Origin of the sequence: Mesorhizobium sp. M0518, from assembly GCF_040321125.1 — a bacterium.
In the GTDB taxonomy this organism is placed as follows: Bacteria; Pseudomonadota; Alphaproteobacteria; order Rhizobiales; family Rhizobiaceae; genus Mesorhizobium.
In genome coordinates, this window is the sequence record NZ_JAMYQY010000006.1 from 98,665 (window position 1) to 122,464 (window position 23,800).

A 23,800-nucleotide genomic window follows, 5' to 3' on the forward strand; every position below is an offset into this window, starting at 1 on the left:
TCTGAATGGTCAGCCTGCTGAGAAATCAAAAAGTCCGCAACGCACTGTTGCAGGTCCTGTATGTCGGCTCGATCGCCGCGATGGTGCTTGCCGGCATTGCGATCGCCAGACAGAACCTGGCGGCGCAGGGGATCACCTCCGGATTCGACTTCCTGTTCAAGTCCACGGGCTGGGACCTGAACTTCTCGCTGCTGCCCGCCACGGCGAACGATCCTTATTGGTGGTACTTCCTCATCGGGATCATCAATACGCTGTTTCTGGGAACCGTCGGCCTGACGCTGGCGACGATCGTGGGAACGATCGTCGGCCTGGCGCGAACATCCTCGAACGAATTGGCCCGGCTGCTCGGCCGCACCTATGTGGACATCTTCCGAAACATCCCGCTGATCCTCCAGGTTTTTTTCTGGTATGCCGTCATCACCCATCTGCCGACGCCGCGCGCCGCGCATGAGGGATGGGGCTTTCTCCTCACCAGCCGGGGGCTTTACATTCCGTTCCCCAATGTCAGCAGCGCCGCGCTCGCTGCGGCGACATTGGCTGTGATTGCCGCCATCGCGCTGCCGATCTGGCTGGGCAGGACATCGCGCCTCAGCCTGCCGGTCGGCCAGCGTGGCGGCATCCAGCTTGCCTGCGCGGCGGCGGCACTTGCCTGCGCGGCCGTCGTTCTGGTGGCCGGCCGCCTGGCCGACTTGCCGCTGCTCGATTTCCCGGCGCTGCAAGGTCTCAATCTGAGAGGCGGCCTGCGCATTCCGCCGGAATTTGCGACACTGGCCATCGCGATCGCCATCTATGGCGGCTCCTACATCGCCGAGATCGTGCGCGGCGGGTTCAAGGCTGTCGGCAAGGGCCAGGTCGAGGCGGCTCTTTCCCTGGGCCTTGGCCCGTGGCGGGTCTTCATGCTGGTGCGGCTGCCGCTGGCACTACGCGCCATGCTGCCAATCCTCGCCAACCAGTATGTCTGGCTGATGAAGGCGACCACAATGGGCATCGCGGTGGGCTTCACGGATTTCTTCATGATCGTGGCGCTGACGATCAACCATTCCGGCCAGACAATCGAAGCGATCGGCATCCTGATGGCTGGCTTCCTCGCCATCAACCTCAGCCTCGCCGCCATCTTCAACCGCATCAACAAAGCAATCGCCCTCAAGGGCAACCAGTTGAGGGGGTGAGGGATGGAAATGGTCGTTGTCGCCCCTCCTGCCCTTGGAAAGATCGAGGATCTGAGGCGGCGCTTCTTTGCGACACCCCTGCAGGCATTGCTGTCGCTGGCTTCCCTGGCGATCATGGTCTTCCTGGTCTGGAAGCTCCTGAATTGGGCGGTTTTCTCGGCCGTCTTCACGACGAGCGGCGGACCCGAAGCCTGTCAGGCGGCGGCGGGAGCCTGCTGGTCGGTCATTGCCGCGCGATGGCGCATCATCCTGTTCGGCCTCTATCCCTATGACGAGCAGTGGCGGTCGGCCCTGGCTTGCCTGACCGTCGTGGTCATGACGGTGCTAAGTTGCATTCCGGCCTTCTGGACGGGTCGCCGCATCGCACTCGTATGGGGAGCCGGAACGGCGCTTTTCTACGTGCTGATGAAGGGCGGCGTGCTTGGTCTGCCCTATGTCGGCGAGGAGGCCTGGGGCGGACTGGCGCTGACCCTGTTCATCTTCGTGACCACCTGCCTGATCGGCTTCCCGCTGGCAATCTGCCTGGCGCTGCTGCGCCGCTCCGGCCTGCCATGGATTTCCCGCACCACCGGCCTCATCATCGACGGGGTGCGTTCATTGCCTCTGATCTCGATCCTGTTCACCTTCGCCATCGTGCTGCCGTTCGCACTGCCGCAATGGCTGGTGGGCGACAAGCTGTACCGGGTGATCCTGGGCTCGGCCCTGTTTTTTTCCGCCTACCAGGCGGAGATCGTCAGAGGTGGGATGCAGGGCGTTCCCAGTGGGCAAGAAGAGGCAGCCAAGGCGCTTGGCATGCGCTACTGGCAGCGCGTCGGCCGCATTCTTCTACCGCAGGCCATGCGCAATGCGCTGCCGGCGACGATCAACCAGTTCGTGATCTCGTTCAAGGAAACCTCGCTGGTGATCATCGTCGGCTTCTTCGAGATCCTGGCCTCCGGCAATGCCGCCTACGGCACCGGCGAGTGGCGCTTCGCCTATGTCGAGGTCTATGCCTTCATCGCCTTCATCTACTTCATCTTCGTGTTCAGCCTGTCCCGCTATGGCGCTTTTCTCGAGCGCCGTATGTCGGTCGGCGAACGATAGGGGGCGTTTACGTGATTTCAGGAAACCGATCCAGCGGCCCCGCGGTGCTGATCGAAAATCTCGACAAATATTACGGGACATTCCAGGCGCTGCGAAAGGTGAGCTTGTCCGTGGATCGCGGCGAGAGGATCGTCGTCTGCGGCCCGTCCGGCTCCGGCAAGTCCACCATGATCCGCTGCATCAACCGTCTGGAGCAGCACAATGGCGGCCGGATCACCGTGCTCGGCACCGAGCTCAACGACGATGTCGGCAACATCGACGGGATCAGGCGGGAAGTCGGCATGGTGTTCCAGCACTTCAACCTGTTTCCACACATGACGGTGCTGGAGAACTGCATGCTCGCGCCCATGATCGTGCGCAAGGTGCCGCGCGCGGATGCCGAGGCGACCGCCCGGCGCTATCTGGAGAAGGTACGCATTCCTGAACAGGCGATGAAGTATCCCGGTCAGTTGTCCGGCGGCCAGCAACAGCGGGTCGCGATAGCGCGTGCCCTTTGCATGCAGCCCGAGATCATGCTGTTCGATGAGCCGACCTCTGCGCTCGACCCGGAAATGATCGCGGAAGTGCTCGACGTCATAGTCACGCTCGCCTCCGAAGGCATGACAATGATCTGCGTCACGCATGAGATGGGTTTTGCGCGCCGGGTTGCCGACCGGGTAATTTTCATGGATGGAGGCGAGATCGTCGAACAGGCGCCTCCCGATGAATTCTTCACCTTTTCCCGCAACGAGCGCACGCGGCAGTTCCTGTCGCAAGTGCTTGGTCACTGATCGATGCAACGATCCCGCGTCAGGCCGCAGCCATGTCCGTGACTGATCCCGTCACCGTCTTGCGCGAGATGCTCGGACCGAAAGGCTGGCTTTCGGGCAGCGATGCCAGGCCCTATCAGCGCGATTCGCTCGATCGCTACGGCGTCGCGGCTCTGGGCGTAGCCAGGCCTGCGGACACCTCCGAAGTGGCCAGTGTCGTAAAGGCATGCCATGCGGCCGGACTGGCGGTCGTGCCGCAAGGCGGCAACACCGGGCTTTGCGGCGGCGCCGTCGCCGATCGGCCGGATGCGGTGATCGTTTCGCTTTCGCGCATGACGGCGATCGGCAAACCGGACTTGGACAGCGGCTCGATCCTCATCGAGGCGGGGGCCGTGCTTGCCGCGCTGCACGAGGCGCTGGAACCGCACGGCCTGATGTTTCCGATGCATCTCGGCGCGGAAGGCAGCGCCAGGATCGGCGGCCTGGTCGGCACCAATGCCGGCGGCAGCCAGGCATTCCGGTATGGCATGATGCAAGACCTCGTGCTTGGCCTGGAGGTCGTGACCCCTGACGGGGCGATATGGAACGGGCTGCGCGCGGTGCAGAAGGACAATGCCGGCTACCAGTTGCGCAAGCTCTATTGCGGCGCGGAAGGAACGCTTGGCATCGTGACGCGGGCGATCCTGCGGCTCTACCCGATGCCGCAGCGGCAGGCGAGCGCGCTTGTCGTCATGCCCGATTTCGCTGCCGCGGTTTCGTTCGGCACCTTTCTGCGGGGCGAGGCGGGGGAATTCCTGACCGGCCTCGAGTTCTTCTCCGACATCGGGCTGGGACTGGCCCTCAAACACCTGCCCGACCTAGCCTACCAGTTGGAGGCACGCGGCGAGGTCTATGTGCTGGTCGAACTGGCATCGGCCGTCCCCCGCGTTCCACTCGACGAGATACTGGCTTCGGCGCTGGAGTGGGGGATGGAGCAAGGCCTGGTGCTGGACGGAGCATTGGCGGCGACGGGCGCGCATCGCGCACAATTCTGGCGGCTGCGAGAGGAGCAGCCGGAAGGACAGAGGCTGGAAGGCGAGCAGCTGAAGCACGACATCTCGGTGCCTCCGGGCGCTATCGCCCGTTTCGTCGAGGCCGGCGCAGAGATCTGCGACGACATTCTTCCCGGCGTGCGGATAAACCCGTTCGGGCATCTCGGCGACGGCAACATCCACTACAATCTGTCGCCGCCGGAAGGCCGCGCCGATTTTGACGGCAAGGCCGGGCGGTTCGCCGAGGCGCTATCGTCGCTCGCCACGGAAATGGGCGGCAGTTTCGCGGCCGAGCATGGACTTGGCCGCGCCAAGGTCGCCATGGCCGACCGAAACCGCAGTCCGTTGGAGCGCGAACTCATGGCGCGGCTCAAGGATGCATTCGATCCACGGGGAACGATGAATCCGGGCGTGCTGGTGCACGCTGCTCGGCAAAGAAAAACTTTCGAATAGACGGCATTTCTTGATTTCGCCCCGAACCGCCTGCGTGCACCTATGAACCGAAGGCAGGCTCGATCGACCTGCCGCCAAAGTGAGGATGTCGAAGCATGATCCGCAATGGCGGCCGCCTTCTCGTCGAGTGCCTGATCGGGCTTGGCGCGACCAGGAGCTTCGGCGTGCCCGGAGAAAGTTATCTGGCCGTCCTGGACGCGCTGCACGACACGCAGGGAAAGCTGGACTACACGCTTTGCCGCAATGAAGGCGGCGCGGCGTTCATGGCCTCGGCCTACGGCAAGCTTACCGGCTCGCCAGGCATCTGTTTCGTGACGCGCGGCCCAGGCGCCACCAACGCCAGCATCGGCGTTCACACGGCCATGCAGGACAGTTCGCCGATGATCCTGTTCGTCGGCCAGGTCGGCACCGACATGAAGGGCCGCGAAGCCTTTCAGGAAATCGACTACCGGGCGGTGTTCGGCACGGTCGCCAAATGGGCGGTCGAGATCGACGATGTCGCGCGCCTGCCCGAGATTGTGGCGCGGGCATGGACGACCGCATTGACCGGACGACCTGGTCCCGTCGTGGTCGCGCTGCCCGAGGACATGCTGACCACCATGACCGAAGCGGCTCCGCTCAGCGCACCGGTGGCCATTTTCGAGCCGGCGCCGGCGCCGGAAGCGATCGCTTCGGCCTTCAGGCTGCTGGCCAAGGCCGAGAGGCCGGTCCTGCTCATGGGCGGCGCCAACTGGACCGTGGACGGACGCGCGGCGCTACAGGCTTTCGCAGAGGTTTCCGACATCCCTGTCGTGGCGGCCTTTCGCTATCAGGACCAGTTCGACAACCATTCGCCGGTCTTTGTCGGCGAGGCCGGCGTCGGCATGGTGGCGCATGTCAAAGCCCTGCTCCGCGACGCCGACGTGATCCTGGCCGTCAATGTGCGTTTCGGCGAGATGACCACGGACGGCTATACGCTGCTGTCCGTGCCGTTGCCGCGCCAGAAACTGATCCATGCCCATGGCTCCGATCGCGAGATCGGCAAGATCTATGTGCCGGCCATCGGTATCCATGCCGGGCCGAACGCTTTCGCCCGGGCGTTGACGCCCGTCAAAGGCGGCTGGGCGGACTGGCGCGCGACGGCCCGCAAAGCCTATGAAGGGACATTCGGCGCGCCCGTCCAGCCCGGCCCGGTGGACATGGTGGAGGTCAGCGCCTGGCTGCGCGAAAACCTGCCTCCCGACGTCATTCTCACCAACGGCGCCGGCAATTTCACCGTCTGGCCGAACAAGTTCTTCAAGTTCGGGCCGGACGCACGGCTGCTCGCCCCGCAGTCTGGCGCCATGGGCTACGGCCTGCCGGCGGCAATTGCCGCCAAGGTTGCGTTTCCAGAACGCACGGTCGTCTGCTTTGCCGGCGACGGCGACTTCCAGATGAATTGCCAGGAACTCGGAACCGCCATGCAGGCTGGCGCGCAGCCGATCGTGCTGATCCTCAACAACGGCATCTACGGCACGATCCGCGCCCATCAGGAGCGCCACTATCCGGCGCGCGTTTCGGGCACGTCGCTCGAAAACCCTGATTTCGTGACACTGGCAAAGGCCTATGGCTTCCATGCCGAGCGGATCGAGGCGACGCGCGATTTCGCGGCGGCGTTCGATCGGGCGCTCGGATCCGTGACGGGAGCGGTCCTCGACATCGCCATATCTCCCGAAGCGCTGACGCCCCGACAGACCCTTTCCCAGATGCGTGACGCCGCGCTCGCTTCCCAGAAGGCCAAGGCATGACCTCCAAAGACGACATCCGTCTCGGCGCGGACATCGGCGGCACGTTCACCGACGTCGCGCTCGACCTCAGGGGAACGATCTTCTCCACCAAGGTGTTGACCAATTATGCGGCGCCCGAGCAGGCGATCCTGGACGGCATTGCCGTCGTCACGCGCGATGCCGGTATCGCGCTTGCCGAGATCGGCATCATCATCCACGGCACGACGCTGGCGACGAATGCGCTCATCGAACGCCGTGGCGCCAGGACCGCGCTGGTCACCACCGAAGGGTTCCGCGATGTCATCGAGATGCGTACGGAAAACCGCTTCGAGCAGTATGACCTCGACCTGCAGCTGCCGGCGCCGCTAATCCCGCGCGAGCACCGTTTCACGGTAAAGGGCCGGATCGGCGCGGAAGGCCAGGAGCTTCAGCCGCTCGACGAAGCCGCCCTGGAAGGCATTGCCGACCGGATCGGGGCCGGCGGCTTCGGCTCCGTGGCGATCGGCTTCATCCACGCCTACACCAACCCTGATCATGAGCGCCGGGCACGCGCTATCCTGTCCCGCAAGCTTACCATCCCGATTTCGATCAGCGCCGAAGTCTCGCCGCAGATGCGCGAGTTCGAACGCTTCAACACGGTCTGCGCCAACGCCTATGTGCGGCCGCAGATGGCGGACTATCTCGCGCGTTTCCAGACCCGCTTGAAGGAGATGGGCGCCGAGTGCCCGGTCTTCATGATCCATTCGGGCGGCGGTCTGATCTCGGTGGAGACGGCCTCGGAATTTCCCGTGCGCCTCGTCGAGTCCGGCCCGGCCGGCGGCGCCATCTTCGCCGCCGACATCGCCAGGCGATTCGGCCTGGAAAAGGTCGTCTCCTATGACATGGGCGGCACCACTGCAAAGATCTGCCTGATCGAGGATTATGCGCCACGCACCGCCAGAACCTTCGAAGTGGCGCGTACCTATCGCTTCTGCAAAGGTTCCGGCATGCCGATCTCCATTCCCGTGATCGAGATGATCGAGATCGGCGCCGGCGGCGGCTCGATCGCCTGGGTCGACGCCATGGGCCGCATCCAGACCGGTCCCGAAAGTGCCGGATCGGAACCTGGCCCGGCCTGCTACGGCCGCGGCGGCAGGCGCCCGGCCATCACAGATGCCGACCTGGTGCTCGGCAAGCTCGATCCCGACAATTTCGCCGGCGGCGCCATCAGGCTGGACACGTCCGCATCCGAACAGGCGATCCTGCGCGATGTCGGCGAACGCCTGTCGCTCGATGCCATGGCGACGGCCTTCGGCATCTGCGAGGTGGTGGACGAAAACATGGCCAATGCCGCCCGCGTCCATGCCGTCGAAAACGGCAAAAACATTTCCGACAACGTGATGATCGCCTTCGGTGGCGCGGCCCCGCTTCACGCCGCAAGGCTTTGCGAGAAACTCGGCATCGACCAGTGCATCGTCCCCAAGGGCGCGGGCGTCGGATCGGCGATCGGCTTCCTCAAGGCTCCGTTCGGCTACGAAGCCCTGGCATCCCGGCTGACGCGGCTGTCGCAGTTCAAGCCGGCCGAGGCCAATGCTTTGCTCGACGACCTCAAAGTGTCAGCCGAAAGCTTCGTGCGGGCAGGGGCCAACGGTACGATCACATGCGAAATCACCGCCTTCATGCGCTACGCCGGCCAGGGCTGGGAAATCCCCGTGCCGCTGCCGGACGTGCCGTTCGGCAACGATGCCGCAACCACGCTCGAGGATTTGTTCCAGGCGAATTACCAACGCTTCTTCGGCCGCGCCATCGAAGGACTTGCCGGCCTGGAAATCGAGATCGTCACCTGGTCCGTGAAGGCGACGGATGTCCGGCCTGCTGTCGCCAGGCACGAGCTGATCACCGGCAAGCGGACCACTCAGCCGGCAACAAGCCGCGCGGTGTTCGATCCGGCCAGCGGTGCGCCACGGACCTATGGCATCGTCGAACGGGAGGGGCTGTGCACCGGCGATCGGGTGGCGGGCCCGGTCATCATCGTCGAACGCGAGACGTCCACCGTCGTCACCACGAGCTTCGACGCCGTCATCCAGAGCGACGGCGCAATCCTTCTGATCCGCAAAGGCAGCCAGGCATGAGCGACATCAGTGAAATCCGCATGCAGGTTATGTGGAACCGGTTGATCTCGGTGGTCGAGGAGCAGGCCCTCACCTTGCTGCGCACGGCTTTCTCGACATCGGTGCGCGAATCCGGCGACCTGTCGGCGGGCGTGTTCGATCCCCGCGGCCAGATGCTGGCACAGGCGGTGACGGGAACGCCCGGCCATGTCAACACCATGGCCGAGGCGGTGCTGCATTTCATGAATGAAATCCCGCGCGAAACCATGTTCGAGGGCGACACCTACGTCACCAATGACCCCTGGTTGGGCACGGGCCACCTGCACGACATCACCATGGTGTCGCCGTCGTTCCTGAACGGCGAATTGGTTGCGTTCTTCGCCTGCACGGCGCATGTGGTCGATGTCGGTGGGCGCGGCTTCGGCGCTGACGGCAAGTCGGTCTACGAGGAAGGCATCCAGATCCCGATCATGAAGTTCGCGGAGAAGGGCAAGGTCAATTTCGATCTCGTCAGGATCCTGCGCGCCAACGTCCGCGAGCCGAACCAGGTCGTCGGCGATTTCTATTCACTCGCCGCCTGCAACGAAGTCGGCCACCGACGCCTCATCGACATGATGAAGGAGATCGGCCTGGCATCGCTGGACGGGCTTGGCGAGTTCATCTTCTCGCGCACCCGCGACGCCATGGTCGAACGCATCAAGGCGATGCCCAAAGGCAGCTGGTCGAACGCGCTGGTGACCGACGGCTACGACAAGCCGGTGAAGCTCGCGGCGACCGTCACGGTTCGGGACGCCGGCATCGAGGTCGATTTCACCGGTACCGACCCGATGAGCCGATGGGGCATCAACTGCCCGATCATCTACAGCAAGGCCTATGCCTGCTACGCGTTGAAATGCGTGGTGGCGCCCGATATTCCTAACAATGCCGCGTCGCTCGCCTTCTTCACCGTGTCGTCTCCGGTCAACATCCTGAACGCCGTGCGGCCGGCGCCGGTGGCGCTCAGGCACATCTTCGGCCACATGGTTCCCGATCTGGTGCTCGGCGCGATTGCCAAGGCGATGCCCGGCAAGATCCTTGCCGAGGGCGCCGGCGCACTGTGGAACATCCATATCTCGGTTCGGCCGGTCTCCGGCGGTTCGGGCCGCCGCGCCGAGGTGCTGATGTTCAATTCCGGCGGCATGGGCGCGCGCCCCGGTCTCGACGGATTGTCGGCGACGGCCTTCCCCTCCGGCGTCCATACGATGCCGATCGAGGCAACGGAGCACACCGGCCCGATCGTCATCTGGCGCAAGGAGCTGCGGCCCGATTCCGGCGGCGACGGCGAGTTCCGCGGCGGGCTCGGGCAGGTTATCGAAATCGAGGCGATCGAGGGCCATGAATTCGACTTTTCGGCCATGTTCGACCGCGTCAATCATCCCGCCCACGGGCGCAACGGCGGCGGGCCTGGAGTGGCCGGCGTGGTCAGGCTGGACGATGGCACGCAGATGCGGCCCAAAGGCTGGCAGCATGTTCCGGCCGGCCGTCGGCTGATCCTCCAATTGCCGGGCGGTGGCGGCTATGGCGATCCGTCCAAGCGCAGCACCGAGGCGCGGGCGAACGACCGCTCCAAGGAATACATTTCGGAGAACGGCAAATGAGCTACATTGCCTCGCGCCTGTCTGCGGTGAAGCCTTCGGCGTCCATGGCTGCTTCGCAAGCAGCCAAGGCCCTGCGCGCCAAGGGCGTCGACGTGATCGATCTTGGCTTGGGCGAGCCGGACTTCCCGACACCGAGCCACATCATCGAAGCGGCGCATTTTGCCGCGAAGGCCGGCCAGACGCTATACACGGGTGCCGCCGGCACGGCCGAGGTGCGCGAAGCCGTGGCCGGCAAGTTCCGCCGCGAAAACGGACTGGACTACACGGCGGACGACGTCGTCGTGGCCAATGGCGCCAAGCAGATCATCTTCAACGCGCTGATGGCGACGCTGGAGTCTGGTGACGAAGCGATCCTGCCGGCGCCCTACTTCGTTTCCTATCCCGAGATGGTGAAGCTGCTCGGCGGCACGCCTGTCGTTATCGAGTGCCCGGAAACTTCGGGCTTCCGGCTGACGCCGGAGTTGCTCGAAAAAGCCATCACGCCAAGGACGAAATGGCTGTTCCTCAACATGCCCGGCAACCCCTCCGGCGCCATATATTCGCAATCGGACCTGCGGGCACTCGGAGCGGTTTTGGCAAGGCATCCGCAGGTGCTGGTGCTTTCCGACGAGATTTACGAGCACATCCTGTTCGACAGACGCGACTTCGTCTCCTTCGGCAAGGCTTGCCCGGAACTCAGGGACCGCACCCTGATCGTCAACGGCGTCTCCAAATCCTATGCGATGACCGGGTGGCGTGTCGGCTATGCCGCCGGGCCGGCGCCGCTCACCAGGGCGATGGCGACCATCCAGAGCCAGTCCTGCACGTCCGTCTGCTCGATCGCGCAAGCGGCGACGGTGGCCGCGCTCAACGGCCCTCAGGACGAGGTGGCACGCTTTCGGCAGGCGTTCGAGGCGCGCCGCGACCTTGTCGTCGACGGCATCAGGCGAATCAACGGTCTTACGCTTTCGCCACCGGAAGGCGCCTTCTATGCCTATATTGGCTGCGCCAGCCTGATCGGCCGCAGGACCCCAAAAGGCGTCGTGCTCGAGGACGACACGGCAGTGGCGAATTATCTCCTGAACGAAGGGCGCGTGGCCTCGGTGCCGGGCGCCGCCTATGGACTTTCACCCTATTTCCGCATCTCGACCGCGACCGGCGAAGAGGTGCTGACCGAAGCGATCGCGCGCATCAACGCCGCCGTCGCGCAAGTGGAGTAGATCATGCCGCATTACGAACGCATCCTGATCACCGGCGCGGCCGGCCGCCTCGGTTCGGAACTGCGAAAGGGGCTGGTGCCGCTGGCAAAAACGATCCGCCTGGCAGGCCGCGAACCGTTCGGCGATCTTGCTCCACACGAGGAAGAAGCGGTCTTCGACCTCGCCGATATGGAGGCGACGATTGCCGCCACCAAGGATTGCGACGCGATCGTGCATTTCGGCGGCGCACCACTCGAATGCGAATGGCAAACCATCCTGGACTCCAGCATCCGCGGCTCCTATCACATCTACGAGGGCGCCCGGAAACACGGCGTGAAACGAGTCATCTATGCCTCCTCCGTACATGCCGTCGGCTATCACGAGGTCGAGGCGCATATCGGCGTCGACGTGCCGGTCCGTCCCGACAGCCTCTATGGCGTGTCGAAGAACTTCGTCGAGAGCCTGAGCCGGCTTTACTGGGACAAGTTCGGCATCGAGACGGCGTGCCTGCGCATCTTTTCATCCTTCCCCGAACCGGCGGACCGTCGCATGCTATGGTCATACCTCTCCTTCGCCGACTGTGTGCGTCTGGTCGAGGCAGCTCTCACCGCGCCGCGCGTCGGCCATACGATCTCCTTCGGCCTTTCCGACAACAAGGTGAAAACGGTCGACAACAGCGGCGCCAACCATCTGGGGTTTTCTCCGCAGGATAGTGCCGAGCCGTTCCGCGCAGCGGTCGAGGCGAAGACGCAGATTCCGGATCCCAAGGCGCCATCGGTGAAGTATCTGGGCGGGTGGTTCTGCGAGCTTGGCCATCCGGACGACGAGCCGGCGTAGCTATCGAAATACCAATCCGCTAGATGGCGCAGACCGGAAGCCGAGATGCGGCAGGCGATGGATTCACGCATGGTGGCGGAGATCGAGCAGGTTGTCGGCGGTCGTCATCGGTTTTGGGATTCTCACCTGATCTGGTAGTGGGATCCAAATCACAGGAGATGGCATGCCGAACGATGTACTCGTGCGCGACAGCAATGGCGCTCAATTGAATGACGGCGATTCCGTCACGCTGATCAAAGACCTCAAAGTCAAAGGCACTTCGGAGACGATCAAGCGCGGCACGTTGGTGAAGGCCATCCGGCTGAACGGCAATCCCGGCGAGATCGAATGCAACACCAAGCAAGTGAAAGGCCTGGTGCTCAAGACGGAGTTCGTGAAGAAGGCGTAAGCCTCAAGGCGGCAAGCGATCTCGATGGCTCCTTCGGGATTCCGGAAAGCCTGCCGTCGCCAAGTGGGTCGCGGAGCCATTGAGCGTCCGGCACCCGACAGTTGCGCTGTAAAATTGATGATTTCGCCGACCAGGCACAAAAAACCGCCAAGACCTAAGTCTGGAACCTCCTGCCGCTCCGCGCGTTTCACGGCGTCCCGTTCGCGGACCCGCCCGGATATCTCTCCAAGCGCGCGAAAAAACCAGGAGCCCGCTTCATGCACGACAAGCTGTTTCATTCACCGGTCGCACTGTCGGTCGGCCTCGGCTTCAAGCGCGAGATTGCCTCGCTGGCCGAAATGCACGATTTCCTCACCAATTGGACCACCTCCCGCCGCGGCCCGCTCTACCGAAATGCGGTGAAGGCATGTGATCTGGCCGTTCCAGGTTATGTGAGCGTCGAGCAGGCGCGCCGGGCGTTGCTCGAATTCGCGCAAGCCGCGGGCATCCTGTGGCCGGACCTCGAGCCGGTGGCGGGCGTGCACGCCGTTGCGCGTGGTTATGGCGGCTACGCCGCCTGAAGATTGATGTTCCCCGTGGCGGCTGAAGCCATACCACCATAGAAAGCCCGGCTGGCCCCCAGCCGGGCTTTCCCGTTTCCGGCAGCTCGCAAGGAAATCGCAATCCTGTGGTTGGCCGTGTGCCTTGGGCGACAATGCCTGGGTGGAGTGTTGGGAAGAGCCCGCGCAAAAATCTTTATGACATTCCTATTTCTTTCCACTGCGCCCTGTCTCGAACCTTTATGGCGATCGGGTCCATATTCCTTTCAGAAAACACAACCGGTTCCGTCGCCAAAGATGCGACGGGCCACTTCCGATATATTGCGAACTCTCCTGTCAAATTCGCAAAGTGCAAAAGAACAAAAGGAATAAACACAATGGATATAGCCGTTATCGGGATCGGAATTTTGTTCTTCGCCTTTTGTTTCGCCTACATCAAAGCTTGTGACGCGCTCTAGAGCGAGGCTGAAAAAATGATCATCGACTATATTCTCGGTGGCGGCGTTACGCTGTTCCTGCTCGCCTACCTGACATACGCCCTCGTTCGTCCAGAACGCTTCTGAAGGCACGGAAAGCCCACAGCCATGACACTGAACGGTTGGATACAGATCCTGGTCTATTGCGGGATCGTCATATTGCTGGTGAAGCCGCTCGGCGGCTACATGCACCGCGTCTTCAACGGCGACCGCACGCTGCTTTCGCCGGTCCTTCGCCCGCTTGAGCGCGGGCTTTATCGTATCTGCGGAACCAGCGAACGCGAGGAACAGCACTGGACCACCTACGCGGTCGCCCTGCTGCTCTTCAACCTCGCCGGCTTCCTGGCGCTTTATGCCCTGCAGCGTCTGCAGGGCAGCCTGCCTTACAATCCTGCCGGCATGACAGCGGTTGAACCAGGGCTGGCCTTCGACACCGCCGCCAGCTTCATGACCAACACCAACTGGCAGAACTATGGTGGCGAGAGCACGATGTCCTATCTCGTGCAGATGGCCGGGCTGACGGTGCAGAACTTCGTTTCGGCGGCCACCGGCATTGCCATCGCCATCGCGCTGATCCGCGGCTTTGCACGGGCCTCCGGCAAGTCGATCGGCAATTTCTGGGTCGATATGACCCGCTCCACACTCTATCTGCTTCTGCCGTTCTGCATCGTGCTGACGCTGGTCTATGTCTGGCTCGGCATGCCGCAGACGCTCGGCGCCTACGTCAACGCCACGACGCTGGAAGGCGCGCAACAGACCATCGCCGTCGGCCCGGTCGCTTCGCAGGTGGCCATCAAGATGCTCGGCACCAATGGCGGTGGTTTCTTCAACGCCAATGCCGCGCACCCGTTCGAGAACCCCGACGCGATCTCCAACCTGATCCAGATGGTGTCGATCTTCGCCATCGGCGCCGCCTTGACCAATGTCTTCGGCCGCATGATCGGCAACCAGCGCCAGGGCTGGGCGATCCTCTCGGCCATGGGCGTCATGTTCATCGCCGGTGTCGCCATCTGCTATTGGGCGGAAGCCGCCGGCAACCCGCTGGTGCATGCGCTGGGCATCGACGGCGGCAACATGGAGGGCAAGGAGACGCGTTTCGGCACCGCCCTGTCGGCGCTGTTTGCCGTCATCACCACGGCCGCTTCCTGCGGCGCGGTGAACGCCATGCACGGCTCGTTCACCGCGCTCGGCGGCATGATCCCGATCATCAACATGCAGCTTGGCGAAGTCATCGTCGGCGGTGTCGGCGCGGGTCTCTACGGCATCCTGATGTACATCGTCGTTGCCGTCTTCATTGCCGGCCTGATGGTCGGCCGCACGCCCGAATATCTCGGCAAGAAGATCGAGGCCAAGGAGGTCAAGATGGCTATGTTGGCCATACTATGCCTGCCGCTGGCGATGCTGATCTTCACGGCCATCGCCGTCGTGCTGCCGACCGGCGTGGCGTCGATGGGCAATGCCGGCCCGCACGGCTTCTCCGAGGTTCTGTATGCCTACACTTCGGCGGCGGCCAACAACGGTTCGGCCTTTGGCGGCCTCAGCGGCAACACGCCCTGGTACAACATCACGATCGGCATCGGCATGCTGATGGGCCGCTTCCTGGTCATCATTCCGGCGCTGGCCATTGCCGGCTCGCTGGTGGCGAAGAAAACGGTTCCGGCTTCCGCCGGCACCTTCCCGACCGATGGCCCGCTGTTCGTCGGGCTGCTGGTCGGCGTCATCCTGATCGTCGGTGGCCTCACCTTCTTCCCGGCGCTCGCCGTCGGGCCGATCATCGAGCACCTGGCGATGGCTCACGGGCAGACCTTCTGAGACCGTCATGTCCTGGTTCAATGCCATGCGCCGCAAGGTCGGCCACAGGGACGATCACGGAAAGGAGGAGAGACCTCCTCCTTTCCCGACCCTGTCGACGTTTCTCGGCCTTGCGGCAGTCATGCTCGTCCTCTGGCTGCTGGCCTACAGGCCGCCGCATTTCCTTTCGGCATCCAATCATCGGGTGCCGTCCAACAACACCGAAGCCGGAGCTTCAAAATGAGCAACTCGAAATCAGCCAGCATCATGGATGCCCGCATCTTGGTTCCCGCCATTGGCGGCGCCTTCCGCAAGCTCGATCCGCGCACGCTGGCCAGGAACCCGGTGATGTTCGTCGTTGCCGTCGTCTCGGCGCTCACCACGGTGCTGTTCGTCAAGGACCTGGTCACCGGAGGCGGCAATCTCGGCTTCACGCTGCAGATCATCATCTGGCTTTGGTTTACCGTGCTGTTCGCCAACTTCGCCGAAGCGGTCGCAGAAGGCCGCGGCAAGGCGCAGGCGGATTCGCTGCGCAAGGCACGCACCGAGACCCAGGCCAAGCTTTTGACCGGTGAAGACCGCACCAAATACAAACTCGTGCCCGGCACCAGCCTCAAGGTCGGCGATGCCGTGCTGGTCGAGGCCGGCGACATCATCCCGTCCGACGGCGAAGTGATCGAAGGCGTTGCTTCGGTCAACGAGGCTGCGATCACGGGCGAATCCGCGCCGGTCATTCGCGAATCCGGTGGCGACCGTTCGGCGGTCACCGGTGGCACCCAGGTGCTGTCCGACTGGGTCCGCGTCCGCATCACCGCCGCCTCCGGCCATACCTTCCTCGACCGCATGATCTCACTGGTCGAAGGTGCCGAGCGCCAGAAGACGCCGAACGAGATCGCGCTCAACATCCTGCTCGTCGGCATGACGCTGATCTTCGTGCTGGCCACCGCGACGATCCCGAGTTTTGCCTCCTACTCGGGCGGCTATATCTCGGTGACCGTTCTGGTGGCGCTGTTCGTCACCTTGATCCCGACCACGATCGGCGCGCTGCTTTCGGCCATCGGCATCGCCGGTATGGACCGTCTGGTGCGATTCAACGTGCTGGCCATGTCGGGCCGCGCCGTGGAAGCCGCAGGCGACGTCGACACGCTGCTGCTCGACAAGACCGGCACGATCACACTAGGCAACCGCCAGGCGACGCAGTTTCGCCCGGTCAAGGGCGTCACCGAACAGGAACTGGCCGACGCGGCCCAGCTTGCCTCGCTCGCCGACGAGACGCCGGAAGGCCGCTCCATCGTCGTGCTGGCCAAGGAGAAATACGCCATCCGCGCCCGCGACATGGCAACGCTGCACGCCACTTTCGTGCCCTTCACAGCGCAGACCCGTATGAGCGGCGTCGACATCGATGGTTCATCGGTGCGCAAGGGCGCCGTCGATTCCGTGCTTGCCCATGTCAACCAGTCGGCAGCCGCCGCCCATGGCACGCGCCCAAGCAGCGAATCCATCCGCGATCTCCAGTCCATCGCCGACGAGATCGCCAAGTCCGGCGGCACGCCGCTGGCGGTCGAACGCGACGGGCGCCTGCTCGGCGTCGTCCACCTCAAGGACATCGTCAAGGGCGGCATCAGGGAGCGTTTCACCGAACTGCGCCGCATGGGCATCCGCACGGTGATGATCACCGGTGACAATCCGATGACGGCGGCGGCGATCGCCGCGGAAGCCGGCGTCGACGACTTCCTCGCTCAGGCCACACCGGAGGACAAGCTGAAGCTGATCCGCGACGAACAGGCCAAGGGCAAGCTGGTGGCCATGTGCGGCGACGGCACCAACGATGCACCCGCCCTTGCACAAGCCGATGTCGGCGTCGCCATGAACACCGGCACGGTTGCCGCCCGCGAGGCCGGCAACATGATCGATCTCGACAGCGATCCGACCAAGCTCATCGAGATCGTCGAGATCGGCAAGGCGCTCTTGATGACGCGGGGTTCGCTGACAACCTTCTCGATCGCCAACGATGTGGCCAAGTATTTCGCCATCATTCCGGCGATGTTCGCCGTCTTCTACGTCGCACCGGGACAGACGACCGGCCCGCTGCAGGCACTCAACGTCATGCATCTGGCGACGCCGCAAAGCGCCATCCTGTCGGCCATCATCTTCAACGCGCTGATCATCATCGCGCTGATCCCGCTGTCGCTGAAGGGCGTCAAATACCGCGCCATTGGCGCCGGCGCGCTGCTCAGCCGCAATCTTCTCGTCTACGGCCTCGGCGGCCTCATCGTGCCGTTCGTCGGCATCAAGGCGATCGACATGATCGTCACCGCGCTTGGCCTCGCTTAACTCTTTGTTTTAACGCAATTCCGGACGGAAAACCGCTTCACACTTTTCCTGGAATTGCTTTGAGGAACATCTCCATGCTCACCCAGCTAAGACCCGCGATCATCATGATCGTCTTCTTCACGGTCCTGACCGGCCTGATCTATCCGATCGGCATGACCGGCATCGCCCAGGCGATCTTCCCGCGCCAGGCCAATGGCAGCCTGATCGAGAAGGATGGCAAGGTTATCGGCTCCGAACTGATCGGCCAGGGCTTTGCCAGCGACAAGTATTTCCATGGCCGCCCCTCGGCCGCCGGCGACGGCTACAACGCCGCCGCTTCGAGCGGCAGCAATCTCGGCCCGACCAATCCCAAGCTGATCGACCGCATCAAGGGCGATGCGGAAAGACTGAAGGCGGAGAATCCGAACCAGCCCGTCCCGATGGACCTGGTGACGACGTCCGGCAGTGGCCTCGATCCCGATATCAGTCCCAAAGCAGCCTACTTCCAGGTCGCCAGGGTGGCCAAGGCCAGGGGGATCGATGAAGCCAAGGTCAAGGCGCTTGTCGACAGTCAGGTCGAGGGCAGGGAACTCGGCTTCATGGGCGAACCGGTGGTCAATGTGCTCGGTCTCAACCTTGCGCTGGACGCCGCGAAACAGTGAATGGTGCGGGCTGGGGATCGACAGTATCTCCGGCGCCATCCATGATCGGTCCCGATGCCGGACGACAGAAACAACGACGCCAGACCTTCTCCCGACGCACTGCTTGACCATGCCGAGCGGGAAGGTCGCGGCCGGCTGCGGATATTCCTGGGTGCCGCTCCCGGCGTAGGCAAGACCTATGAGATGCTGATGTCGGGCCGCGCCAGGCTGACCGACGGCGTGGATGTGGTGATCGGTGTCGTCGAGACGCATGGGCGCAAGGAGACACTGGCCCTGGTCGAGGGTTATGAGGTCATTGCCCGCCGCAAGGTCGACTACAAGGGGCGCATCCTCGACGAGATGGACATCGACGCCATCCTCGCCCGGCGCCCGGCGCTGGTTCTTGTCGACGAACTCGCCCACACCAATGCGCCCGGCAGCCGCCATCCCAAGCGCTATCTCGACGTCCAGGAAATCCTGACGCACGGCATCGACGTCTACACGACGCTCAACATCCAGCATGTCGAAAGCCTGAACGACGTTGTCGCCCAGATCACCAAGGTCAGGGTTCGCGAGACGGTTCCCGATTCCATCATCGACCAGGCCGACGATGTCGAGATCATCGATCTCACTCCCGACGACCTGATCAAGCGGCTCGAGGAAGGCAAGGTCTATTTCCCCAACACCGCGCAGCGCGCGATCGAGAACTATTTCTCGCCGGGCAATCTGACGGCGCTCAGGGAGCTGGCGCTGCGCCGCACCGCGCAGCGCGTCGACGACCAGTTGCTGATCCATATGCAGGCCCACGCCATTCCTGGACCGTGGGCTGCGGGGGAAAGGGTACTCGTCTGCGTCGACGCGCGTCCGGGCGGGGCGGCGCGTATTCGCTACGCGCGCAGGTTGGCCGACCGGCTCCGTGCCCCGTGGACGGCGCTGCATGTCGACAGCCCTCGCTCGGCCAGCATGCCCGAAGCGGACAAGGATCGGCTCGCTACGAACCTGCGGCTTGCCGAACAGCTCGGCGCCGAGGTGACCACCATTCCCGGTCAGAACATCGCGCAGGACCTTGTTCGCCATGCGACGGCGAACAATTTCACCCATATCGTGGTCGGCAGGCCGACCCGGTCGCGCTGGCGGGAATTGATCGAAGGCTCGCTCACCTACGATCTCATCCGCAACGCCGGTGACATCAGCGTCCATGTCATTTCAGGAACCGAACGCAACGCCGAGGTGACGTCGAGGAGTGTCAAGGCGGCGGACGAGCAGTGGCAGTTCGAGATCTGGCCCTATCTCAAGGCCACGGCCTTTGTCATCGGTTCGCTCGCCTTCGCCGTCGTTCTCGACCAGTTTCTCGACGTTCGCAACCTGGCGATCATTCTTCTCATCGGCGTACTGGCATCGGCGGTAACCGGCGGTCTGTGGCCGGCTCTGTACGCTTGTTTCGCCAGCGCCCTTGCTTTCAATTATTTCTTCCTGGAGCCTCGTTATACGCTGACGATCCGGGATCCGGAGAGCATCGTCGCGCTTGGCGTCTTTCTCGTCGTTGCGGTCATCGCCAGCAATCTGACGGCGCGCGTGCAGCGCCAGGCGGTCGCCGCCCGCTCGCGGGCGCGGGCCACGGAAGACATCTACCTCTTTTCAAAGAAGCTCGCCGGCGCCGGCACGCTCGACGACGTCCTTTGGGCCACGGCCTTCCAGATCGCCTCGATGCTGAAGCTGCGGGTGGTGCTGCTTTTGCCGGAAGACGGGACCATCACCGTCAAGGCCGGCTATCCGCCCGACGACACGCTGGCCGAAGCCGACATCGCCGCCGCCCGCTGGGCCTGGGAGCACAATCGTGCCGCGGGTCGCGGCGCCGACACGCTTCCAGGCGCCAAGCGCCTCTATTTGCCCTTGCGGACGGGGCGCACGGCCATCGGGGTCGTCGGCCTGGACAACGACAAGCAGGGTCCGCTGCTGACGCCCGAGCAGCAGCGGCTGCTTGACGCACTGGCCGACCAGGCGGCGGTCGCCATCGAACGTATTCAATTGGTTGCCGACGTCGACCGTGCCAAGCTCGCGGCCGAGGCGGACAGGCTGCGCTCGGCGCTGCTCACCTCCATTTCCCATGATCTGAAAACGCCGCTCGCTGCCATCATGGGCGCGGCTGGCACGCTGCGGGATTTTTCAGTCGCGCTTCCCGAACCGGACCGGGCCGAACTGCTGTCGACGGTGCTGGACGAATCCGAGCGGTTGAACCGCTTCATCGCCAATCTGCTCGACATGACCAAGATCGAGTCCGGCGCGATGGAGTCGAACTACGCCTTTCACTATGTCGGCGACATCGTCGGCTCCGCCTTGCAAAGGGCCAGGAAAATCATTGGCGAGCACAAGATCGAGACCGACATCCCCAAGGATTTGCCGATGTTGAAGGTCGACCCGGTGCTGTTCGAGCAAGCGTTGTTCAATCTTCTCGACAATGCGGCGAAATATGCCCCGGCAGGCTCGACGATTCGCATGCAGGGTTGGACCGACAATGGCTCCGTCCTGCTGCAAATCATGGATGAAGGGCCAGGCATTCCTCCCGGCGATCTGGAACGGATTTTCGACACGTTCTATCGAGTGCGCAAGGGCGACCAGATCCGCGCCGGTACGGGGCTCGGCCTGTCGATCTGCCGCGGCTTCGTCGAAGCGATGGGTGGCACGATCATGGCGGCAAACCGGACCGACGGTTCGGGCGCGGTGTTCACCATCAAAATGCCCAGGCCGGCAAATCCGCCCAATTTCGACGCTTCGAATACCGACGACCACGATGTGGGTGACCTGGCATGACAAACTCGAACGTCAGAATATTGGTCGTCGATGACGAGCCGCCGATCCGCAAGCTGCTGCGCGTCGGGCTCGGCAGCCAAGGTTATGCGGTCAGCGAGGCGCCGAACGCGAAGGTGGCGATCGAGCTGATGGAGGCGGAGAAGCCGGACCTCGTCCTGCTCGACCTTGGGCTGCCCGGCATGAGCGGCCATGAACTGCTGCGCAAATGGCGCGACGATGGTCTCGACATTCCAGTGGTCATCCTGTCCAGCCGGACCGACGAGGCCGGCATCGTCCAGGCCCTGGAACTCGGCGCCGACGACTATGTCACCAAGCCTTTCGGCATGAATGAGCTGGTGGCGCGCATTCGCGTGGCGCTCCGCCACAAGTTCCAGCAGCAGGGCGAGAAGCCGATTTTCCAGACCGGCGATCTCAGCGTCGATCTGGTCAAGCGCATCGTCAAGGTCGAGGGCAAGGAGGTAAAGCTCTCGCCGAAGGAATACGACATCCTGCGCATGCTGGTGCAGCACGCCGGCAAGGTGCTGACCCATCATTTCCTGTTGAAGCAGGTCTGGGGCGACTCGACCGACGTGCAGTATCTCAGGGTCTATGTGCGGCAGCTCAGGCAGAAGATCGAGAAGAGCCCCGACCAGCCGCGCTACATCACCACCGAGACCGGCGTCGGCTACCGCCTGCGCGAGGTCGAGTGAGCAGGCCAGGTTTTAGCCGATAGCTTCCCGTGGCTGGCCAAGCGGTCTGGAAACCCGCAAGGCCGCGAGGCAGCCGACAATGCCGAGCGGCACGAAGGCAAGAAACAACCACGACGCGACATTCGCCGCCGCGTCGTGGTTCAGACCTTGCGAAAAGCCGCTGGCGTTGGCGACGATGCCGGCGAGTGCGGCGCCCACGGCATAGCCGATGCGCTGCATGGTCGGCACCGCCGCCGAGGCGATGGTCTGCTCGCCCTCCGGCGCGGAGGCCACGATGACGCGCGTGAGGAAGGGCCAGGCCACGCCGAAGCCGCCGCCTTGCAGCAGGGCGCAGATCAGGATCAGCGGAATGGAGCCCAGCGGTATCGCATACGCAAAGCCTGCGATGCCGGCCGCGATCATCACCGCGCCGCCGACGATGATCAGCCGCTCGCGCTGCGGCGGCGCGTTGGCGACCAGGATCGACAGGATCGACCAGGCGATCGATTCGGCGGCGATGATGTAGCCGGTGGTCAGCAGCGGAATGTCGTGAAGACTGGTCAGCAACAGCGGCCCGTAGACGCCGAAGGAACAGGTCGCCACCGAAAAGGCGGCAACCATGGTCATGCCGGCGCCGACCGGCGTGCGCCACGAGAACAGCCGCGCCGGAAACAGCCGCGAACGCGGCTTCAGCGCGTCGATGGTGAAGAACAGCACCAGGCCTATCAGGCCGAAGGCCATCAGCAGCGAAGAGCGCAGCAAGGCGATGTCGACGCCGGCCGAGGCAATCAACACCACGGCGACGGCAAGGCAGCCAAGGGCCGCGAACGGGAAGGGCGGCGCCTTGCCCGTGCTCGTCTTGGGTTTCGTCGCCTGCGGCGTGTCGAGCACGATGAAGCTTGCCAGCGCCATGGCAGTGCCGCCGAGAGTAAAGATGCCGAAGGCCCAGCGCCATGACAACAGCTCGGTCATGATCGCGCCGAGCAATGGTCCGCTGAAGGCGGCGACGCCCCAGATCGCCGACATGATGCCGAAAAGCTGCGGCCAGATGGCGCGCGAGAACAGTCGTTCGACCGAGACGAAGGCCAGCGACACCAGCGCACCGCCGCCAAGTCCTTCGATCAGGCGGCCGGCGAGGAACAGTGGCATGGAAGGCGAGGTGGCGCATATCAGCGCGCCTGCTGCGTAGAGCAGCGCGGCGACCACCATGTTGGTGCGCAAGGGGACATAACTCACCAGTCGTCCGGCGGCTGCGCCGGCAACGATGGCGCCGAGTTCGTAGATCGCCAGCGACCAGCCGACGAGCTGTACGCCCGCCAGTTCGCCGACCATGGCCGGCATCACCGTTGCCACCATCGTCTCGTTGGTGGCGTGCAGCAGGATGCCGAGGCTGATGAAGCAGAAGCGCGCCAGGTCGCCGCTTGCCCACAATAAGCGCCAGTCGACCCTGTTCGTGCTGATCTCGGTCATTTCCACCCCTGTCTTGCATATCTCGACGCCAGCGCAGCACGCCAGAAGCCAGTACGGGTTTCCGGCAGGACCATGCGAATCGACAGCGCCGGATCGAGGCGTTGTGGCGTTCGGGGCAGGCTTGTAAAACCTCAACCGGGGTTGAGCTCAAGCGGTTTTTTTGAAGATCGTTCGCGCGGCAGCCTTTCCGGTTGCGGGTTCGTTGCGCGATCAGTTCTCGGTGCTGCGCAGCTGGAATTGGCTGACGCCGATCGCGAGGTTCATGCCGGTCTGCGTCTGCAAGCTGAGCGGCTGCAAGGTGAAGGCCTGAGAGGAGCCGCCGACCAGCAGATTGGCGCCGGCGCCGACGGCGGCCGTCACCTCCGCGCTGGCGCCGATGTAGTCGCCGGCCAGCGCACCCGGCGCATAGATGTTCTTCAGCGGCGTCAGCACGATCCACTGCATGACCGTCTGCTTCGTCGTGCCGATGTCGAGGCCGTATTTGTTGACAGCGCCGAAATAGGCTTCCGGCGCGAAGCTTTTGTCGGCGGGGTTAAAGGTGCAGCTCAGATCCTTGCTTGAGCCGAAGATGAAGCCGGTGCCGCCGCCTATGGCGCAGTCAAGCGTACCGACTTCCATGCCTCGGTCCTGCGCCTGCACCGCTCCGGATAGCGTGGTGAACATGGCGGCAGCTATGGCTGTCTTCAGCATGATGGTTCCCCTCCAAAATCAAACGGCGCGAAACCATCCTA

Annotated in this window: 20 protein-coding genes; 18 read left to right on the forward strand and 2 right to left on the reverse strand. The window is 63.7% G+C overall.

The window, feature by feature from the left end; genetic code table 11:
• Positions 1 to 5 precede the first annotated feature (5 nt).
• From NKI66_RS10770 to NKI66_RS10855, 18 genes are all read left to right on the forward strand, one after another.
• A complete protein-coding gene (locus tag NKI66_RS10770; RefSeq protein WP_023810152.1) occupies positions 6 to 1,169 on the forward strand; it encodes an ABC transporter permease subunit in 1,164 nt (387 codons plus the stop codon).
• 3 nt (positions 1,170 to 1,172) lie between these two features.
• Positions 1,173 to 2,252, forward strand: a complete 1,080-nt coding sequence (locus tag NKI66_RS10775) for an amino acid ABC transporter permease (RefSeq protein ID WP_023810151.1) — start codon at positions 1,173 to 1,175, stop codon at positions 2,250 to 2,252.
• An 11-nt stretch (positions 2,253 to 2,263) separates the two neighbouring features.
• The gene (locus tag NKI66_RS10780; RefSeq protein ID WP_031212843.1) at positions 2,264 to 3,022 is read left to right on the forward strand and encodes an amino acid ABC transporter ATP-binding protein; all 759 of its coding nucleotides are present in this window, start codon (positions 2,264 to 2,266) and stop codon (positions 3,020 to 3,022) included.
• Between the two features lie 32 nt (positions 3,023 to 3,054).
• Positions 3,055 to 4,485, forward strand: coding sequence for an FAD-binding oxidoreductase (locus tag NKI66_RS10785; RefSeq protein WP_245273150.1), 1,431 nt, complete (start codon positions 3,055 to 3,057; stop codon positions 4,483 to 4,485).
• Positions 4,486 to 4,580: 95 nt separating this feature from the next.
• Positions 4,581 to 6,251: a thiamine pyrophosphate-binding protein gene (locus tag NKI66_RS10790; protein WP_023810148.1), complete on the forward strand. Its 1,671-nt coding sequence runs from the start codon at positions 4,581 to 4,583 to the stop codon at positions 6,249 to 6,251.
• Complete coding sequence (locus tag NKI66_RS10795; RefSeq protein ID WP_023810147.1) at positions 6,248 to 8,341, forward strand: hydantoinase/oxoprolinase family protein; 2,094 nt, start codon at positions 6,248 to 6,250, stop codon at positions 8,339 to 8,341. The genes NKI66_RS10790 and NKI66_RS10795 overlap by 4 nt, the downstream gene beginning before the upstream one ends.
• On the forward strand, positions 8,338 to 9,957 hold the full coding sequence (locus tag NKI66_RS10800; RefSeq protein ID WP_023810146.1) for a hydantoinase B/oxoprolinase family protein: 1,620 nt from the start codon (positions 8,338 to 8,340) through the stop codon (positions 9,955 to 9,957). Before NKI66_RS10795 ends, NKI66_RS10800 begins: the two co-directional genes overlap by 4 nt.
• Positions 9,954 to 11,156, forward strand: a complete 1,203-nt coding sequence (locus NKI66_RS10805; RefSeq protein ID WP_023810145.1) for a pyridoxal phosphate-dependent aminotransferase — start codon at positions 9,954 to 9,956, stop codon at positions 11,154 to 11,156. The genes NKI66_RS10800 and NKI66_RS10805 overlap by 4 nt, the downstream gene beginning before the upstream one ends.
• A 3-nt stretch (positions 11,157 to 11,159) precedes the next feature.
• Positions 11,160 to 11,972 carry an NAD-dependent epimerase/dehydratase family protein gene (locus NKI66_RS10810; protein ID WP_023810144.1) on the forward strand — a complete coding sequence of 271 codons (813 nt, stop codon included), beginning with the start codon at positions 11,160 to 11,162 and terminating at the stop codon, positions 11,970 to 11,972.
• Positions 11,973 to 12,135: 163 nt separating this feature from the next.
• Complete coding sequence (locus NKI66_RS10815; protein WP_023810143.1) at positions 12,136 to 12,360, forward strand: alkylphosphonate utilization protein; 225 nt, start codon at positions 12,136 to 12,138, stop codon at positions 12,358 to 12,360.
• A 257-nt stretch (positions 12,361 to 12,617) separates the two neighbouring features.
• Positions 12,618 to 12,920 carry a DUF982 domain-containing protein gene (locus tag NKI66_RS10820; protein WP_023810142.1) on the forward strand — a complete coding sequence of 101 codons (303 nt, stop codon included), beginning with the start codon at positions 12,618 to 12,620 and terminating at the stop codon, positions 12,918 to 12,920.
• 452 nt (positions 12,921 to 13,372) lie between these two features.
• A complete protein-coding gene (locus NKI66_RS10825) occupies positions 13,373 to 13,462 on the forward strand; it encodes a K(+)-transporting ATPase subunit F (RefSeq protein WP_023810140.1) in 90 nt (29 codons plus the stop codon).
• Positions 13,463 to 13,483: 21 nt separating this feature from the next.
• Complete coding sequence (kdpA, locus tag NKI66_RS10830; protein ID WP_023810139.1) at positions 13,484 to 15,187, forward strand: potassium-transporting ATPase subunit KdpA; 1,704 nt, start codon at positions 13,484 to 13,486, stop codon at positions 15,185 to 15,187.
• A 25-nt stretch (positions 15,188 to 15,212) separates the two neighbouring features.
• Entirely contained in the window at positions 15,213 to 15,410 is a 198-nt protein-coding gene (locus tag NKI66_RS10835; protein WP_352722284.1) for a hypothetical protein, read from the forward strand.
• Positions 15,407 to 17,500: a potassium-transporting ATPase subunit KdpB gene (gene kdpB / locus NKI66_RS10840; RefSeq protein ID WP_128303165.1), complete on the forward strand. Its 2,094-nt coding sequence runs from the start codon at positions 15,407 to 15,409 to the stop codon at positions 17,498 to 17,500. Before NKI66_RS10835 ends, kdpB begins: the two co-directional genes overlap by 4 nt.
• A gap of 74 nt (positions 17,501 to 17,574) precedes the next feature.
• Complete coding sequence (gene kdpC / locus NKI66_RS10845) at positions 17,575 to 18,141, forward strand: potassium-transporting ATPase subunit KdpC (RefSeq protein WP_023810136.1); 567 nt, start codon at positions 17,575 to 17,577, stop codon at positions 18,139 to 18,141.
• 54 nt (positions 18,142 to 18,195) lie between these two features.
• Positions 18,196 to 20,931 (forward strand): DUF4118 domain-containing protein, encoded by a 2,736-nt coding sequence (locus NKI66_RS10850; protein WP_352751616.1) that lies wholly within the window; start codon positions 18,196 to 18,198, stop codon positions 20,929 to 20,931.
• Positions 20,928 to 21,620, forward strand: coding sequence for a response regulator transcription factor (locus NKI66_RS10855; RefSeq protein WP_023810134.1), 693 nt, complete (start codon positions 20,928 to 20,930; stop codon positions 21,618 to 21,620). Before NKI66_RS10850 ends, NKI66_RS10855 begins: the two co-directional genes overlap by 4 nt.
• Positions 21,621 to 21,632: 12 nt before the next feature.
• On the opposite strand, the gene NKI66_RS10860 is transcribed toward NKI66_RS10855, so the two are convergent.
• Positions 21,633 to 23,069 carry an MFS transporter gene (locus NKI66_RS10860; protein ID WP_023810133.1) on the reverse strand — a complete coding sequence of 479 codons (1,437 nt, stop codon included), beginning with the start codon at positions 23,067 to 23,069 and terminating at the stop codon, positions 21,633 to 21,635.
• A gap of 210 nt (positions 23,070 to 23,279) precedes the next feature.
• Positions 23,280 to 23,759, reverse strand: a complete 480-nt coding sequence (locus NKI66_RS10865) for a DUF992 domain-containing protein (protein ID WP_023810132.1) — start codon at positions 23,757 to 23,759, stop codon at positions 23,280 to 23,282.
• Positions 23,760 to 23,800: the final 41 nt, after the last annotated feature.